This is a genomic window from Tumidithrix elongata BACA0141, from assembly GCF_036349135.1.
Taxonomy (GTDB): Bacteria; Cyanobacteriota; Cyanobacteriia; order Pseudanabaenales; family Pseudanabaenaceae; genus Tumidithrix; species Tumidithrix elongata.
On the sequence record NZ_JAZBJZ010000070.1, the window covers coordinates 12,763 to 27,503 of the forward strand.

Annotated in this window: 15 protein-coding genes; 9 read left to right on the plus strand and 6 right to left on the minus strand. The window is 45.9% G+C overall.

Features of this window, described 5'->3' with window-relative positions:
• Nucleotides 1–28 precede the first annotated feature (28 nt).
• Together arsC and arsB are read right to left on the minus strand one after the other, a co-directional pair.
• A complete protein-coding gene (arsC, locus tag V2H45_RS16235; protein ID WP_330484704.1) occupies nt 29–427 on the minus strand; it encodes an arsenate reductase, glutathione/glutaredoxin type in 399 nt (132 codons plus the stop codon).
• 97 nt (nt 428–524) lie between these two features.
• Nucleotides 525–1,586: an ACR3 family arsenite efflux transporter gene (gene arsB / locus V2H45_RS16240; protein ID WP_330484705.1), complete on the minus strand. Its 1,062-nt coding sequence runs from the start codon at nt 1,584–1,586 to the stop codon at nt 525–527.
• A 123-nt stretch (nt 1,587–1,709) separates the two neighbouring features.
• Here arsB and V2H45_RS16245 point away from each other — a divergent pair, with 123 nt between their 5' ends.
• Entirely contained in the window at nt 1,710–2,033 is a 324-nt protein-coding gene (locus V2H45_RS16245) for an ArsR/SmtB family transcription factor (RefSeq protein ID WP_330484706.1), read from the plus strand.
• Nucleotides 2,034–2,119: 86 nt separating this feature from the next.
• A complete protein-coding gene (locus V2H45_RS16250) occupies nt 2,120–2,617 on the plus strand; it encodes an RNA pyrophosphohydrolase (protein ID WP_330484707.1) in 498 nt (165 codons plus the stop codon).
• Here V2H45_RS16250 and V2H45_RS16255 read toward each other — a convergent pair.
• Entirely contained in the window at nt 2,610–3,152 is a 543-nt protein-coding gene (locus V2H45_RS16255) for a DJ-1 family glyoxalase III (protein WP_330484708.1), read from the minus strand. The genes V2H45_RS16250 and V2H45_RS16255 overlap by 8 nt on opposite strands.
• Nucleotides 3,153–3,511: 359 nt before the next feature.
• Between V2H45_RS16255 and V2H45_RS16260 the strand changes: the two genes are divergently transcribed.
• The gene (locus tag V2H45_RS16260; RefSeq protein ID WP_330484709.1) at nt 3,512–5,461 is read left to right on the plus strand and encodes a serine/threonine-protein kinase; all 1,950 of its coding nucleotides are present in this window, start codon (nt 3,512–3,514) and stop codon (nt 5,459–5,461) included.
• A 9-nt stretch (nt 5,462–5,470) separates the two neighbouring features.
• On the opposite strand, the gene V2H45_RS16265 is transcribed toward V2H45_RS16260, so the two are convergent.
• Together V2H45_RS16265 and V2H45_RS16270 are read right to left on the minus strand one after the other, a co-directional pair.
• Nucleotides 5,471–6,676 (minus strand): tetratricopeptide repeat protein, encoded by a 1,206-nt coding sequence (locus V2H45_RS16265; RefSeq protein WP_330484710.1) that lies wholly within the window; start codon nt 6,674–6,676, stop codon nt 5,471–5,473.
• A 449-nt stretch (nt 6,677–7,125) separates the two neighbouring features.
• The gene (locus V2H45_RS16270; protein WP_330484711.1) at nt 7,126–8,262 is read right to left on the minus strand and encodes a glycosyltransferase family 4 protein; all 1,137 of its coding nucleotides are present in this window, start codon (nt 8,260–8,262) and stop codon (nt 7,126–7,128) included.
• An 82-nt stretch (nt 8,263–8,344) separates the two neighbouring features.
• Between V2H45_RS16270 and V2H45_RS16275 the strand changes: the two genes are divergently transcribed.
• The gene (locus tag V2H45_RS16275; RefSeq protein ID WP_330484712.1) at nt 8,345–8,935 is read left to right on the plus strand and encodes an Npun_F5749 family FMN-dependent PPOX-type flavoprotein; all 591 of its coding nucleotides are present in this window, start codon (nt 8,345–8,347) and stop codon (nt 8,933–8,935) included.
• A gap of 48 nt (nt 8,936–8,983) precedes the next feature.
• Here V2H45_RS16275 and V2H45_RS16280 read toward each other — a convergent pair whose 3' ends face one another.
• Nucleotides 8,984–9,940, minus strand: a complete 957-nt coding sequence (locus tag V2H45_RS16280; RefSeq protein WP_330484713.1) for a class I SAM-dependent methyltransferase — start codon at nt 9,938–9,940, stop codon at nt 8,984–8,986.
• 269 nt (nt 9,941–10,209) lie between these two features.
• On the opposite strand from V2H45_RS16280, the gene V2H45_RS16285 reads away from it, so the two are divergent.
• From V2H45_RS16285 to modB, 5 genes are all read left to right on the plus strand, one after another.
• Nucleotides 10,210–10,533: a CP12 domain-containing protein gene (locus tag V2H45_RS16285; RefSeq protein ID WP_330484714.1), complete on the plus strand. Its 324-nt coding sequence runs from the start codon at nt 10,210–10,212 to the stop codon at nt 10,531–10,533.
• Nucleotides 10,534–10,696: 163 nt separating this feature from the next.
• Entirely contained in the window at nt 10,697–11,335 is a 639-nt protein-coding gene (locus V2H45_RS16290) for a class I SAM-dependent methyltransferase (protein WP_330484715.1), read from the plus strand.
• 99 nt (nt 11,336–11,434) lie between these two features.
• Entirely contained in the window at nt 11,435–11,644 is a 210-nt protein-coding gene (locus tag V2H45_RS16295; RefSeq protein ID WP_330484716.1) for a TOBE domain-containing protein, read from the plus strand.
• Between the two features lie 88 nt (nt 11,645–11,732).
• Complete coding sequence (gene modA / locus V2H45_RS16300) at nt 11,733–12,569, plus strand: molybdate ABC transporter substrate-binding protein (protein ID WP_330484717.1); 837 nt, start codon at nt 11,733–11,735, stop codon at nt 12,567–12,569.
• Nucleotides 12,550–14,538, plus strand: a complete 1,989-nt coding sequence (gene modB, locus V2H45_RS16305) for a molybdate ABC transporter permease subunit (RefSeq protein WP_330484718.1) — start codon at nt 12,550–12,552, stop codon at nt 14,536–14,538. The genes modA and modB overlap by 20 nt, the downstream gene beginning before the upstream one ends.
• Nucleotides 14,539–14,741: the final 203 nt, after the last annotated feature.

The window sequence follows — 14,741 nt, forward strand, 5'->3', positions numbered from 1 at the left end:
GTTCCAGCTTCAGGGTTAGATTTTGGCGTTAGTTCGTCATAGCTTGGATGAGTTTTTCAACTCTTTCTTTTACCTGGTCTCTAACTTCGCGAAATTTCTCAATCGAGTGACCTTCTGGGTCGTCTAGTTGCCAATCTTCAAAGATATCCCGCAGAACCCAAGCTTCTGGTAAATTCACGCCACAACCACAGAGCGAAATCACGGCATCGAAATTTTCTGGATTAAACTCGCTCAGGGCTTTAGAAGTTTGGTGGCTAATATCAATGCCAATCTCTGCCATCACCTGTACGCTAATCGGATCGATATGACTTGCTTCTAATCCCGAACTCGCGACTTCGATTTTCTCAGTTCCTAAGGTTCGCGCAAAGCCCTCAGCCATTTGCGATCGCCGCGAGTTTTTCTTGCAGACAAACATCACGCTTTTCATGGAAATCTTTCCTTATAATGGGTAGTTGATAGTTGACAGTTAATAGTTGACAGTTAATAGTTGACAGTTAATAGTTGATAGTTAATAGGTAATAGTTCTATGAGGATTCCATCGTTTTGAAATAACGCTTCTTAATCCAAAAAGCGACATTAACCAAGCCAATCAGAACGGGAACTTCAACCAAAGGCCCGACGACAGCAGCTAAGGTAACACCAGATTTAAGCCCAAATACGCCTGCGGCGACAGCGATCGCTAACTCAAAATTGTTGCCCGATGCAGTAAAAGCGACACTTGCTGCTTTGTCATAATCGGCGTGGATGCGCCATGCCATATAGAAGCTCGCCAAAAACATGACGATAAAGTAAACGATGAGGGGAACCGCAATTCTTGCCACATCTAGGGGAATCTGTACGATGGAATTCCCTTTGAGGCTGAACATCACCGCGATCGTGAACAGTAGAGCAATCAATGTGATTGGGCTGATTTTGGGGATAAAGACTTCGTGATACCAGGTTTTTCCTTTTAGCTTCACCAAAAAGAAGCGCGTCAGAAATCCTGCCAAAAAGGGAATGCCCAAATAGATAAACACGCTCTGGGCAATTTCAGCCATGCTGACATTAACGACTGACCCTTTTAAGCCAAACAGGGGTGGGAGTACGGTGATAAAGAGCCATGCAAAGGGGCTATAGAAAATCACTTGAAAGATGCTGTTAAAGGCAACCAGTCCCGCCGTATATTCCGTATTGCCCCGCGCCAGATCGCTCCAGACGACCACCATGGCAATACAACGCGCCAACCCAATCAAAATCAATCCCACCATATATTCGGGGAAATCTCTGAGGAAAGCGATCGCCAAAAGAAACATCAAAATTGGCCCCACAATCCAGTTCTGCACGAGGGACAAACCGAGGATTTTGGTATCGCGAAAGATTTCGCCCAATTTTTCGTAACGCACCTTTGCCAAGGGTGGATACATCATTAAAATCAAGCCGATCGCGATCGGAATGTTTGTCGCCCCTACCTGAAAGCGATCGATGACTGCGTCAAATGCAGGAAAAAAGTAGCCGATGCCCACGCCGATCGCCATTGCCAGAAAAATCCATAGGGTCAAGAAGCGATCGAGGAAGGAGAGTCGTTTAACCGATAGTTTTGCTGCCATGAATCTTTTAGGATTGCGGTGAAAGCCACGAACAAAAAGGAATGCTTTAATATTGAGTCTAATCAATATAGACAGTCATCTATATCTTAGCCACCTATATTCATCTATGTCAATATAGAGAATATGAAGAAGCTTGTTGTGCCCTGTTGCCCGCCTCTGTTGGCTGGTCGCCTCACCCTTGAAGAGTCGGCTCAACTTGCCACGCTCTTTCGCGTGCTGAGCGAACCGATGCGGTTACAAATGCTGAGTCTGATTGCCGCCCAACCCAATAAGGAAGTTTGTGCCTGTGAGCTGGTCGAAACATTAGGACTATCTCAGCCTACAGTCAGCCACCATCTCAAGGTGATGTACGAAGCAGGCTTATTAGAAAAAGAGCGGCGCGGCACTTGGATCTATTACCGCATCGTGCAGGAACAACTTACGGCATTGCGCGATGTCTTGGCGTAATTTACAGGAGCCACGCCGATATTCATACCGAATTCATACCGATAAGGTACAACTGAAGAAGTTTTGTTTTCTAGGTGAGGAGATTTATGCAGAAAAAGCCATACAGAAAAAATGTGGGCATGGTGATCTTTAATCGGAATGGCGAGGTTTTAGTCGGCGAGAGGCTAAACGTCAGTGGAGCATGGCAGTTTCCACAGGGGGGGATAGACGAGGGTGAAGAACCCTTTAAAGCCGCTCAGCGTGAGTTATATGAAGAAGTAGGAATCGCTGATGCACCTCTTGTCTACGAGCATCCCGAATGGCTGTACTACGATTTTCCACCAGACCTAGAAGTGTGGGGCAAATCTAAAAAATATTCAGGGCAAATGCAGCGCTGGTATCTGTTTTATTGGGATCAACCCGCCGATCGCTGCAATTTAGACACCCATCAGCGCGAATTTAACAGCGTGCGCTTTATCCCCCTTGAGCGATGTGCCGACTCCATTGTGGAATTTAAAAAACAGGTTTATCTAGAGTTAATTAAATCCTTTACACCTGCGATCGCGGACTATATCAAAAAGTTATCCGAGCAATCACCTAGCTAACCTGCATATCGCTGGCAAGTTTGGTCGCGATCGCTTCGCCTTGCAGCAACTCAACCAACTTGAGAGCAAATGCCATGACTGTCCCAGGCCCTCGACTGGTAATTACGAGCCCATCTACCACCACAGGAACTGCTAAATACTCCCCAACTTCTAAATCACCCTGCACCGAGGGGAAAGAAGTGGCACGTTTGCCTTTGAGCAAACCAGCCTCAGACAATATCACTGGGGCAGCGCAGACCGCAGCCGTATATTTTCTGGCGGCAGCTTGCTTTTGTAGCATGTCAATAATTCGGGGATCGTCTTTGAGCTTATAGGTTCCAGGCCCACCGGGTAATACAATCATGTCAAAATTGTTAGGATCGGCATATTCCAACAGCCGATCTGCCATCAAGGTTATGTTGTGAGCACCCTCTACGACTACCGATTCTAGTCCAACCGTTAGCACCTCAACGCCACCACGGCGCAACACATCAATAATCGTAATCGCCTCAATTTCTTCAAATCCTTCAGCCAAGGGAACTAGTGCGGTTGGCATGGTTAAACAGGGTATTTTTAGGGTTGAAGTTATTGTATCTGATTAGCGATCCCCAAATTTTTTGCCGATGATGAATCGGTCTAAGCATCAAGCCCTAAACCCAAAGGGTTCTCGATCGGGCAACCAGAAACCCTGTCTGTTCAATAAATATGAATAAAAAGTGCGAACAAAGTTGTCATCGATTATCTGAAGCCCCTCCATTAGAGTTATCAGCTTTACTTATGACTAAAAACAAAATTCACGCAAACTATAATATTAGTAAAGATGAAATATTGACTTTATAAGTTATTTTGGTGGCTCTACAAGACGATAGCTAGATTTAACCACTCTAAAACTGTCGTAACCTACGGGGACTAGCAATGCCAACAAGTGCAACATCAATGCTGGGAGAACTACTAGATCAACGCTACCGAATCATTCAAACGCTGGACTGTGATTGTTGTAGTCAAGCTTATTTGGCTGAGGATTCCTCTAAGCAAAGTTTTTCGCAATGTATTATCAAGTGCTTTCGTCCTGCTGACACCGATAGTGCCACGCTCGCCACAGCAAGAGAGCTATTTTTTGCAGAAGCACCTAAGTTAAAACAACTCGGACTACAAAGCGATCGCTGCCCTAACGTTTTGTCCTTCTTTGAGCAAGACAAGGAGTTCTTTATTGTCGAGGAAGTAATTCCTGGAACGGCGCTCAGCAATGAGATTCAATCAGATCAATGCTTTAGCGATAGCGAAGTCACTGAGCTTTTACATGAAATTCTTATCACGCTCAAGTTTATCCATGCATTTCAGATCGTGCATGGCGATCTCAATCCTAAAAATCTGATTCGGCGACAGTCCGATCGCAAAATTATTCTGGTAAATTTTGTCATGCTCAGGGGGATCTGTACGCCTCACCTGCATAGTCAAAATTCAACGGATCCAAAGACTCGCTCTAAGCCCATTGTAGGAACCCCCAGTTATATTCCACCCGAGCAAACGGAAGGACAACTTACACCGAGTGGAGATATTTATGCGCTTGGCTTAACCGCAATTCAGCTACTGACCAGTTTGCATCCCAGCCAACTCAACTATAACAACATAACGAATGCCCTCGATTGGCAAGTTCATGCCAGTGTTAGCTCCGATCTGAGCAAAATTCTAGATCGCATGGTAAATCACAACCAAGAGGAGCGTTATCAGTCAGCTCAAGAGGTTTTGAACGATCTCTATATCCTTGACCCAAATTTAGCACCAACCCATGTTAGGTTGTTCGGTATGAAAGGAGATTCAAAGCGAAAAACGCTACCCCTGATTGTCGGGGGGACTGCTGCTGCTGCACTCATAGCTGGTGGAGCCTTTTATCTCACACAAAGTTTTTCGAACGATCCTGCACCAACGCCAACAACCGTAGCGACAGAGACCGCTCCGCCTGCTTTGCCGTTCGCACCGCTCAAAATAAAGTCCACGCTCACAGGGCATGATGGCTGGGTTAGAGCCGTAGCATTTTCTGCCAATGGACATACGGTGGTGAGTGGTAGCTATGACAAAACCCTACGTTTGTGGGATACCAAAGGGGGCAAAGCATTTTTGACTTTAACCGAGCAATCGGCAAATGTGACAGGAGTCAATGCGATCGCTACCAGTCGTGATGGCAATACCTTCGCCAGTGCTGGGACAGATAAGACCATTCAACTATGGAATTTTCGCAATGGTCGTCCTCTCAATAAACTCTCAGGTCATACGGGGCCAATTTATAGCCTTGCCTTTGATGCGACGAATAAGCTACTAGTCAGCGCCAGTGCTGACAAAACGATTAAATTATGGGATTGGCGTGCAGGGAAACTAATCCGCACCTTTTCTGGACATACAGGGCTTGTACTTTCTGTTGCTATTAGTCCTGATGGCAAAGCGATCGCCAGTGGTAGTGCTGATAAAACCATCAAGATTTGGGATGCAGCAACCGGTAAAGAAATTCGGACATTAAAAGGTCATAAATCACAGGTGAGAGCAGTCGCCTTTAGCCCCGATGGCAAACTGATTGCTAGTACCAGTCAAGATCTAACCGTTAAGCTATGGGATGCCACCACAGGTAATGAAATTCGCAGCTTGACGGGGCATACCAGTACGATTTTGACCCTAGCTTTTAGCCCTGATGGTCAAATTATTGCTACGGGTGGATCGGATAAAACGATCAAGATTTGGGATGTGCGGACAGGTAAGTTATTGCAAACATTAACTGGACATACCTTACCAGTCCTATCGTTAGCATTTAGCCCTAAAGATAGAACCCTCATCAGTGGTAGTACCGATAAAACCATTAAGGTTTGGAAGTAAGGTGTTCGATTAGAGCGCTCCACCCATCGCATGCATTAGCATGGCTTCCATTTGCGAAGCCAGTCGCGTGTTGCCTTGGTTATATTGCTCTAGGACATTCAAAGCCAGTTCGAGCGATCGCACGGATTTGCCCTGATACTGATATTTAAAGCGAGAATTGAGACACAACTGATAGAGAAAAGCCAAGTCATAGAGCGTTTTAGCATACTCTTGGGGCATTTTGGCTTGCTCAAACAGCATCGAAGCATCAAGGAGGGTATCTTCAGCAATTTCAATCGTGTCCTCCTCTAAGGTGTCTAGCCCATCCAACAATCTGCGGTAGAGAATCCGACCCCGCATGCGTTTAGCAACGGCAATCCCTACTTTGTCTTGCAGTTTGACAAATCGAGGCATGACCTCAAGATCGATCGATTTTAGGCTATCCTCTAACCGATCGTCTCCCAAGAGTGCTTCTGCAAAATCAAGGGATAAATAGGCAACTCGTTTGGTATCTAAAGGTTCTTGGGTCAAGTCTAGGGCTTCTTGAATCATGGCGATCGCTAGTTGCCATTGAGACCGCGCGATCGCTAGTTGTGCCAAACCTGACAAAGCTTGGATGCGCAGCACTTCATCTTCGTAGGCAAGTCCAATCTCTAGACTAGTCTGAAATAGGTCTTCAACGGGATCCAGTTCTTCAATTTGTAAATGGATCCTTCCCAAATGCCCAAAGCTAATCGCTTTGGCATGTTCGTCATCGAGTTCTTGCCGCAGTGACAGCGATCGCTCTAGGTGAAATAGTGCTGTTTGGAAATCACCGATCGTAGCGTAATACTTGCCTAAGGCATCATCGGTGAGCGCCAGCCCCTCTAGATCGTTAATTTGCTCGTAGGTTTGATAGGCAGCTTGAAGTAGAGAAATACCATCTGCTAGATTATTTTGCTTTAATGCCCATATACCTTGACAGTAATGTAAGTAGGCTTTTTGCCGATCGCAATTGCTGGGATAATTTTTTAGTAAATCTTCGGCTTTTTGTAGTAAACTATTAGCACGGAGTAACCCTTCAGGTTGGCTAATCTCGATCAACTCTAAGGCTAATTCCATAGATGCCGTTGCTAAAGCCAAGCGATCGGTACGCTCATCTGCAATATTTAACCATTTCTCAAAATAATGTATGGCAGATGCTCGATCTTGCCGACGCAGCAATTGCCCCTGTTCCAAAAGTTCTGCCGACTGCATAGACTCATTCCTATTTCTTGTAGTTATATGATATTCGTGCGAGCAGGATATACATATCCTTAAATTCCATTCATAAACAGTTTTCTTGTACACATCAACTTAGTATGTACAACCTACACAAAATCAACTGTAAGCAATAAACCAGTTCTATCTGAAACGACATAGAATCAAGCTAGAAACTGTGCTGAAAATCTATTCAGCAAGCCCCTCAAGATCCCCCCTAAGATCCTGTTGGCATTGTTACAGCAAAAGTTTAGTAACACCTTAAGAATCAACGTAGCTTCCCCCTAATACTGCCACATCGCTTTGCAATTATTACATGCAAGGCAGTAATATCCATGCAATCAGCCGATGGAGCAAGTCCCAAACATTTCCTTGATCGATTGCTGAAACTGATAACAGCAAAGCGTTGCTTGGGCTCATCTTTCATTATAGCAACTCGATTAGTTTTAGCGTGCCCTTGCCGCCCAAGCTTGAGCGATAAAGTTGCTGAATTCTTGTTGAAATCGCTCAGGGGCAAAGTGCATTGCCCGATCGCGACAATTGCTGGGTTGAATCCGATCGCACTCCTGTTCAAACAGCATAATCGCTGACTTTAGGCTTTCGACGGACTGTTCGGCAAAGAAAACACCTGTAGGTCGATCGCAATCCAACCCCCTTACGGTTTCTAAAACGCCACCTTTGCCATAGGCGATCGCAGGCGTACCACAGGCTTGAGCCTCAACGGGTGTGATCCCAAAGTCTTCCTCGGCAGCAAACACAAATGCTTTGGCGCGTTGCATATATTTGCGTAACTCCGTGGGCGGTAAATATCCTAAAAACGTGACATTCTTGCCCGCGATCGCTTGCAACTCCTTAGCATTGCCACCATCACCGATCACAATTAACTCGCGATCGCCAAGTTGACTAAATGCCTCTACGATCAAGTCCACGCGTTTGTAAGGCACAAACCGCGAGGCAGTCAGATAAAAGTCTTCTTTCTGTTCGCATAAATCAAAATTCGTGACATCCACGGGAGGATAGATCACTGCAGCGGAACGGCGATATACCTTTTGAATTCTCCTTGCAATAAAAGCTGAATTTGCTACGAAGAAGTCTACCCCGTTAGCAGTGCGAGTATCCCATAGGCGCATTTGATGCAGAAACCACCTTACCAACCAGCTTTTTAGCCCCTTCTCTAGTCCAGATTCTCGAAGATATTGATGCTGCATGTCCCATGCATAACGAATGGGGGAATGCACGTAAGAGATATGCAGTTGATCGGGCCCCGTGAGAACGCCTTTCGCAACGGCATGAGCGCTGGAAATCACGAGGTCATAGCCAGACAGATCGAACTGCTCGATCGCTAGAGGCATCAAAGGGAGATATTGCCGAAATTTGGTTTTCGCAAATGGTAAGGTTTGAATTAATGAGGTGCGAACTTGCCTATGCTGAATAAAGCCGCGTAGCTCGTCAGGTAAAAAATCGACGATCGCATACAAATCTGCCTGTGGGAACAATAGCAAAATTTGCTCTAATACTCTCTCTGAGCCTGAGTAGTCAACCAACCACTCATGCACAACTGCCACCCGCAAACGATCTAACATAGTTGGAACTATATCCTTAAAATTTCAGCAGCTTTAGATAGAGATCTGCCTAAACTAAACTACACCATTGATTTGTGATTTTATGGAATTGGCCCCTTGGCGATCGCTTTTAGATCGCAACCTCGATCTGCATCAAAATCAACCCGAAGCGCGTTTTTTACAACTTGCCACCATTGACCTGGATGGGTATCCTGCCAATCGCACCGTGGTGTTTCGAGGATTTCTACCTGATACCAATCACCTCAAATTTGTTTGCGATCGCCGCAGCCCCAAAATCCAACAGATTGCTTTAAATCCTTTGGCTGAAGCCTGTTGGTATTTCCCTAAAACCCGCGAACAGTTCCGTCTGCGGGGTAAGTTACGCGCGATCGACCACGCTTCCAAATCAGATCTCCAAACTGCTCGACAAATTGCTTGGCAAGAACTATCGGATGCAGGGCGGGTACAATTTGGCTGGCCGCATTCTCGACAACCAAGAGTGTCCGATCCCGCTGCATTTTTACCCCTGCCACCAAGTCCCGAAACTCCCTTAGATACTTTCTGTCTTTTATTATTAGACCCCATACAGATCGATCGCCTGGAACTATATGGAGAACCGCAAAATCGTTCTATTTATGTTTGTGAGATTCGCGATCGGCAGCAAGTATGGTCAGTTCAAGCCGTGAATCCCTAATGCAGGATCAATAAAATAGTAGAAAATCGCCAAATCGCCCATAAAAGTCTAGTCGGCAGTAGACTTCACTGCAACGAGGGTTCGATGACGCGGATCGCTGGCAACAGTTGACTTGTAGTCTAGTCCTACCCGTTGAATTTCACCTTCTAAATCGAAGGTATAGTACTCATCACTCCAAGGTTCCGTGCTTTTCATCAATAGAAACAGAGCTGGTGGCAAGCCTTGAATCACTGGAGAAGCAGGGTTATTGTCCACAATTGCTAAAATTCCATCTGGACGTAAAATCCGTTTTACTTCTCGAAAGATCTGACTAGATGGAAGCTGAGGCAGTTCGTGTAAAAGGAACTGAATCGCCACCAAATCGAAGCTGTTATCGGCGAAATCTGTCTTTTCGGCATTGCCATGCACCCATTCCGCAATCTCTTGTTTTTCATCCAACACCTTCGCCACAGAAAGCATATAGGGAGACAAATCCAGTCCTATTGTCTGAATCGGTTCAGTTTGCCTTTTTTGTAGATAGCGATGGAGCGTGAGCGTCGAAATTCCCACGGAACAGCCAATATCTAAAACCTTTTCTAATCGATCGGGCAAGTAGGCAGCGATCGCCTGATGAAAACAACCACGCAAGCGATCGTGGGCTTCTTCCCAAGTCAAGGATTCATTTTTCCAAACCCGCAGCGCGATCGCATAGGTCGCAGAGGGGGCTTCCAAGGCTGCTTGCCAGCATAAATTGCCCTGCTCGTAGGCATGAAAAGGCACTTGATAATAATCGGGATAAGCGATCGCAGAATTCGTCATCGGGGCAAGTAGCGATTTTGCAGAGCCATTCTCTAAGGTTTGATAGTTTTTGCGCCACGCCACGCCTTTTTTCTCAGCAGTGTCGATCATGATGCGACGCGCTTGCAGTTTCATCAGTTGATACAGGGGCTTGGTTTGAATTAAGAGATTCACAACATGAGAGAGGAGATCGGCACCTGCCCAATCGGGTTTTAACTTTTCTACCATAGCGATTTAATAAACAGAGAGTACGCGTGACGGTGTTATGCCCATTTATGTATAACTTGTATAACTATATAACTGTAAGATCGCAATCAGTGACAAACTCCATACTTCGCAATCAATTCGCAATCAATGCGTATAAATCACTTACGACTCGATGTTTTCATCCTGAAAGCTTTGCAGCGCGTACGCATTTCAGTTCTATAATTCCCTATAAGTATTGTGAAGAAGTCAGTTTATAAAGAATTAATAAATTTGCGAACACAGGCATCCATGTGGCTCCTGTGATTCGAGAAGGTATCCTTGGAGTTGTCTCTTTAAGCGATATTCTCAACAAGGGTGACTTTTTAGAGAAGCCCAAAGTCGTGGTCGCTCGCAACGAACTCTCCCGCGCGATCGCCGAAGCAAAATCGGTTTGTGCTGGGTCTGGAATTATATCGAAGGAATGCGCTACTGCTTGGGCGTTGGTCGAAAATATTGAAGCAGAAATGATCTATCAAAGCGGCGCAGATGTCCCTGAAAAAGCAGCATTTCAGCTCTACTGTGACGAAAATCCTAAAATCTTCCAAGTTCTTGGTACTGGACAACTCGTTAGTTAGTCATGAAACCGTGAAGCGTCGATCTGTATGACTTTGTAGATACGATAAAGGCTAAAACTATTGCAAAATATGGCTTTAGCCTTTATATCCCACAATTATCAAAATTGGAAGCAAAATCGAAATCAGAATCAAATTTGTTTCTGCCCATTTCCATGGAAACCTCATGAAACCGATGCTCAACTTTCCCGAAACCAGTAGATTTTCTCGCGACTGGTCTGCCTATTATCAGGCGATCGCTGGTCGTCCACCTCGCGAAACTTTACGGAAAGCACTGGCGCTATTTGATGAGGAGATGTCGCCACAAATGCCACGCCTTGCGGTCGATCTGGGGTGCGGTGATGGACGCGATACCGTAGAATTGGTGAGGCGAGAATGGCAAGTCTTAGCAATTGATGGGAATGAAGAAGCGATCGCAAAACTGCGCGATCGGAATGATTTCAATCCCCTGCTGTTGGAATCGATGGTGATGCAGTTTGAGTCACTGGCTCTACCAAGATCGGTCGATTTAATTAACTCCAGCTTCGCACTCCCTTTTTGTCTGCCACAAGATTTCCCCAATCTGTGGAAAAAAATTACAGCATCGCTGCGCCATGGAGGGCGATTTTGCGGTCAACTATTTGGCGATCGCGACTCATGGGCAACCGTTTATCCAAACATGACCCATTATTCTAGAGCGCAAGTAGAGCCATTACTCCAGCCCTTTGACGTAAAACATTTTGAAGAAGAAGAGCATCCCGATCAAACCCCTCTCGGCGAACCGAGATACTGGCACATTTTCCATATTGTAGCCTGCAAAAAGTAACATCCACCCCCCGCATAACTAAAAGCTTATATGCTTATATAGTCTTTCTATTTGCGGTGATTATCGTTTTTTTAGAATCAAGAATAGGAAAGAAAACCCATGAAAATTAGTGCGCGCAATTCATTTAAGGGTATGGTTAAGAAAGTCAAGATTGGTGCAGTCAGTGCTGAAATATCTGTTGAAATTGCACCTAGTATCCATGTAATATCGACTATCACAAAATCCTCTGCTGAAACCCTTGAATTGGAAGAAGGGAAAGAAGCTTATGTTGTGATTAAGGCATCTGACGTGATTGTAGCCACTGACTAGCGATCGCATTCAACTGAACTCAACCAGCATCCTTACCGCTGTTCTAAAGATAGATATAAGGGTGGCAAAAATTATATTTCCTATTTCCATGAACAGAAAAAGACTTGTTACTTTCATTGGTTTGATTGTCTTCACTCTATTCACGATCGCTGCCTGTAATTTCACCTCCCCTACGAGCGATAAAACTACTCCACCGACAACGAGCCAAGCGACTACCCCTGCGATCGAGCAAAAGAACGCCAAACTAACCATCTCGGCTGCGGCTAGTCTAAAAGAAGCCCTAGGTGAAATTAATCCTCTTTACAGCAAATCAAAATCCAACGTTGACGTCCGCACGAATTTTGGAAGCTCGGGCGATCTACTCCAACAGATCGTGAATGGTGCGCCCGTCGATGTCTTTATTTCCGCTGCTGCCAAGCAGATGGACGAACTCCAAAAAAGTAATCTCATTCTTACCGATACGCGCCGCAACCTATTAGGCAATCGTCTCGTCCTGATTGTGCCTGCGGATAAAAGTGATACCAGCGATTTAAAAGATTTAACCAATGCGAATATCGAACGGATTGCGATCGGCGATCCCCGTAGCGTTCCCGCAGGTCAGTATGCCGAGCAAGCCTTAAAGAAGCTAGAGATTTGGCAATCTGTAGAATCAAAATTTGTCTTGGGGAATAACGTGCGTCAAGTGCTGCAATTTGTGGAATCTGGCAACGCCCAAGCAGGAATCGTCTATGCGACCGATGCCAAAACTTCGACAAAGGTCAAAGTCGTGCAAACCATCGATGCCAAGTTACATAAGCCCATTGTCTACCCGATCGCGGTTTTGCAAAAAAGTCCCAATCAACCCAGCGCCAAATCTTATCTAGAGTTTCTATCCAGCGCTCCAGCAAAGCATATATTTGAAAAGTATGGATTCAGTACCCTTTGATTTTTCGCCATTTTGGATATCGCTGAAGGTTGCGGCAACTGCAACCTTTTTCACATTCTTTTTGGGAATTACGGCTGCCTATGGGTTGTTAGAATATCGCGGCAAATGGAAGTCGGTACTCGATAGTTTGTTCCTTGCACCCCTCGTTTTACCCCCCACAGTCGTGGGCTTTCTGCTGTTACAGTTACTCGGACAACATGGCTGGCTGGGGAAGTTTCTGCAAGTCTTTCATGTCAATCTTATTTTTACTTGGTATGCTGGCGTGTTGGCGGCGGTAGTTGTGACCTTTCCACTCATGTATAAGACCGCGCAAGCAGCCTTTGAGCAGGTGGATGGAAATTTGCTCCGTGCTGCCAAAACTCTGGGTGCTTCTGAGTTTCGCGTTTTCTGGCAAATTGCCTTACCTTTAGCATTTCCAGGCATTTTGGCAGGCGCAACCCTCGCATTTGCGAGAGGCTTAGGAGAATTTGGTGCGACGTTAATGCTGGCGGGCAATATCCCAGGACAAACCACCACGATTCCTCTGGCTATCTATGCGGCGGTGGAAGCAGGCGCAACCCAAGAGGCTTGGCTCTGGACAGCCGTGATTCTATCGATTTCGTTCTCTGCGATCGCAGGCGCACATCTCTGGACAATTGCCCGTAAGCGCAAGTCTGAAAGTTATCCCCATCTCTTGTTAAGACAAACAGAAACAGGAAAAAGAAAAAAGTATGTTCCTAATCACGAGTTGCCAATTTCCGATCGCCAACAGGGATTGCTAATCGAGATTGAGAAACTGCTGCCTGAGTTTGCTTTACAAGTAAAGTTGCATTGTACAGATCGCGCCATTGGCATTTTAGGAGCCTCAGGTACAGGCAAGAGTATGCTGTTGCGCTGCATTGCTGGCATGGAAAAGCCCACGACTGGCAGAATCATTCTCAATGGTAAGGTCTTATTTGATGCGCAACGGGGAATTCATCTGCCCAGCCGCGATCGATCTGTGGGGTTCCTATTTCAAAACTATGCGCTTTTCCCTCACTTAACCGTCGCCCAAAACATCGCTTTCGGTTTACCCAAAGAGCTGGCGCGATCGCAGATCAGGCAAAAAGTATCCGAGCAAATCCAAAACATCGAACTTCAAGGATTTGGCGATCGCTACCCCCATCAACTTTCAGGCGGTCAGCAACAACGGGTCGCCCTCGCCCGCGCCCTGATTACTCAACCCGACATTCTGCTTTTAGACGAACCATTCTCAGCCCTCGATACCCACCTCCGCAGCCAAATGGAACGGGAACTGATCTCAGTTCTCAGCACCTATACGGGGATCGCTCTGTTTGTCACCCACAATATTGAAGAAGCCTATCGCATTTGCCAAAACCTACTCGTTCTAGATCGAGGTCAGGTAATGAGCTACGGTGAGAAGTTTGCGGTCTTCGATCGCCCCGCCAATGTGGAAACAGCTCGACTGACGGGTTGTAAAAACTTCTCGCGCATATTACAGATTTCTGCTCAGACCGTTGAGGCGCTGGATTGGGGATGCAGGCTACAGGTCAATTACGCTGCATCCAACCAAACTACCCATGTCGGCATTCGCGCCCACCAGATTGCCTTTCTAGAAAGTTCGAGCAAAAATGTTTTGAGCATGCTTGAAAGCAACGGGTTTAGTACGCTGGCAAATTCCACGCTCCACGAGGAACTAGATCCCGAAGCAGACTTGCCAAAATCAATGTCGATCGAGTCTAGGTCGATTGAACCTGTAGAAGCTTCTCACCCGCACGCTTATCCGCGCAATACCATTCCCTGTTGGCTAGTGCGCACAACCGAAACTCCTTTTCGCATGACTTTGTACGTCAAATTGAACGAACCGCCCAAACATGATTGGGACTACCACCTCCAAGCAGAAGTATTTAAGGAAAAGTGGGAAGTTCTCAACCAATATCCTCAACCTTGGCTCATTTATCTCGATCCTGATAAATTATTTTTGGTCTAACTTCAGGTTCCGATCTCCCTGCCCGATAGGGAATCCCCTTACATCCGAACTCGAACTGACACTAACAAGAAACCTAGGAAAATTGCCCATTGTCGATCCGAACTCGTTGCAAATTTTGCAACGAGCAAATTCTAGGGCGATCGCCTTGATACTTTAGTTTGGACTAATCGGCAGCAAGGCAAGAGCAACAGAAAGGCACGAGA

Excerpts from the sequence above, each read along its gene's own strand:
- arsC (WP_330484704.1), bottom strand. The coding sequence starts at position 427 with ATGAAAAGCGTGATGTTTGTCTGCAAGAAAAACTCGCGGCGATCGCAA.
- arsB (WP_330484705.1), bottom strand. The coding sequence starts at position 1,586 with ATGGCAGCAAAACTATCGGTTAAACGACTCTCCTTCCTCGATCGCTTC.
- V2H45_RS16245 (WP_330484706.1), top strand. The coding sequence starts at position 1,710 with ATGAAGAAGCTTGTTGTGCCCTGTTGCCCGCCTCTGTTGGCTGGTCGC.
- V2H45_RS16250 (WP_330484707.1), top strand. The coding sequence starts at position 2,120 with ATGCAGAAAAAGCCATACAGAAAAAATGTGGGCATGGTGATCTTTAAT.
- V2H45_RS16255 (WP_330484708.1), bottom strand. The coding sequence starts at position 3,152 with ATGCCAACCGCACTAGTTCCCTTGGCTGAAGGATTTGAAGAAATTGAG.
- V2H45_RS16260 (WP_330484709.1), top strand. The coding sequence starts at position 3,512 with ATGCCAACAAGTGCAACATCAATGCTGGGAGAACTACTAGATCAACGC.
- V2H45_RS16265 (WP_330484710.1), bottom strand. The coding sequence starts at position 6,676 with ATGCAGTCGGCAGAACTTTTGGAACAGGGGCAATTGCTGCGTCGGCAA.
- V2H45_RS16270 (WP_330484711.1), bottom strand. The coding sequence starts at position 8,262 with ATGTTAGATCGTTTGCGGGTGGCAGTTGTGCATGAGTGGTTGGTTGAC.
- V2H45_RS16275 (WP_330484712.1), top strand. The coding sequence starts at position 8,345 with ATGGAATTGGCCCCTTGGCGATCGCTTTTAGATCGCAACCTCGATCTG.
- V2H45_RS16280 (WP_330484713.1), bottom strand. The coding sequence starts at position 9,940 with ATGGTAGAAAAGTTAAAACCCGATTGGGCAGGTGCCGATCTCCTCTCT.
- V2H45_RS16290 (WP_330484715.1), top strand. The coding sequence starts at position 10,697 with ATGAAACCGATGCTCAACTTTCCCGAAACCAGTAGATTTTCTCGCGAC.
- V2H45_RS16295 (WP_330484716.1), top strand. The coding sequence starts at position 11,435 with ATGAAAATTAGTGCGCGCAATTCATTTAAGGGTATGGTTAAGAAAGTC.
- modA (WP_330484717.1), top strand. The coding sequence starts at position 11,733 with ATGAACAGAAAAAGACTTGTTACTTTCATTGGTTTGATTGTCTTCACT.
- modB (WP_330484718.1), top strand. The coding sequence starts at position 12,550 with ATGGATTCAGTACCCTTTGATTTTTCGCCATTTTGGATATCGCTGAAG.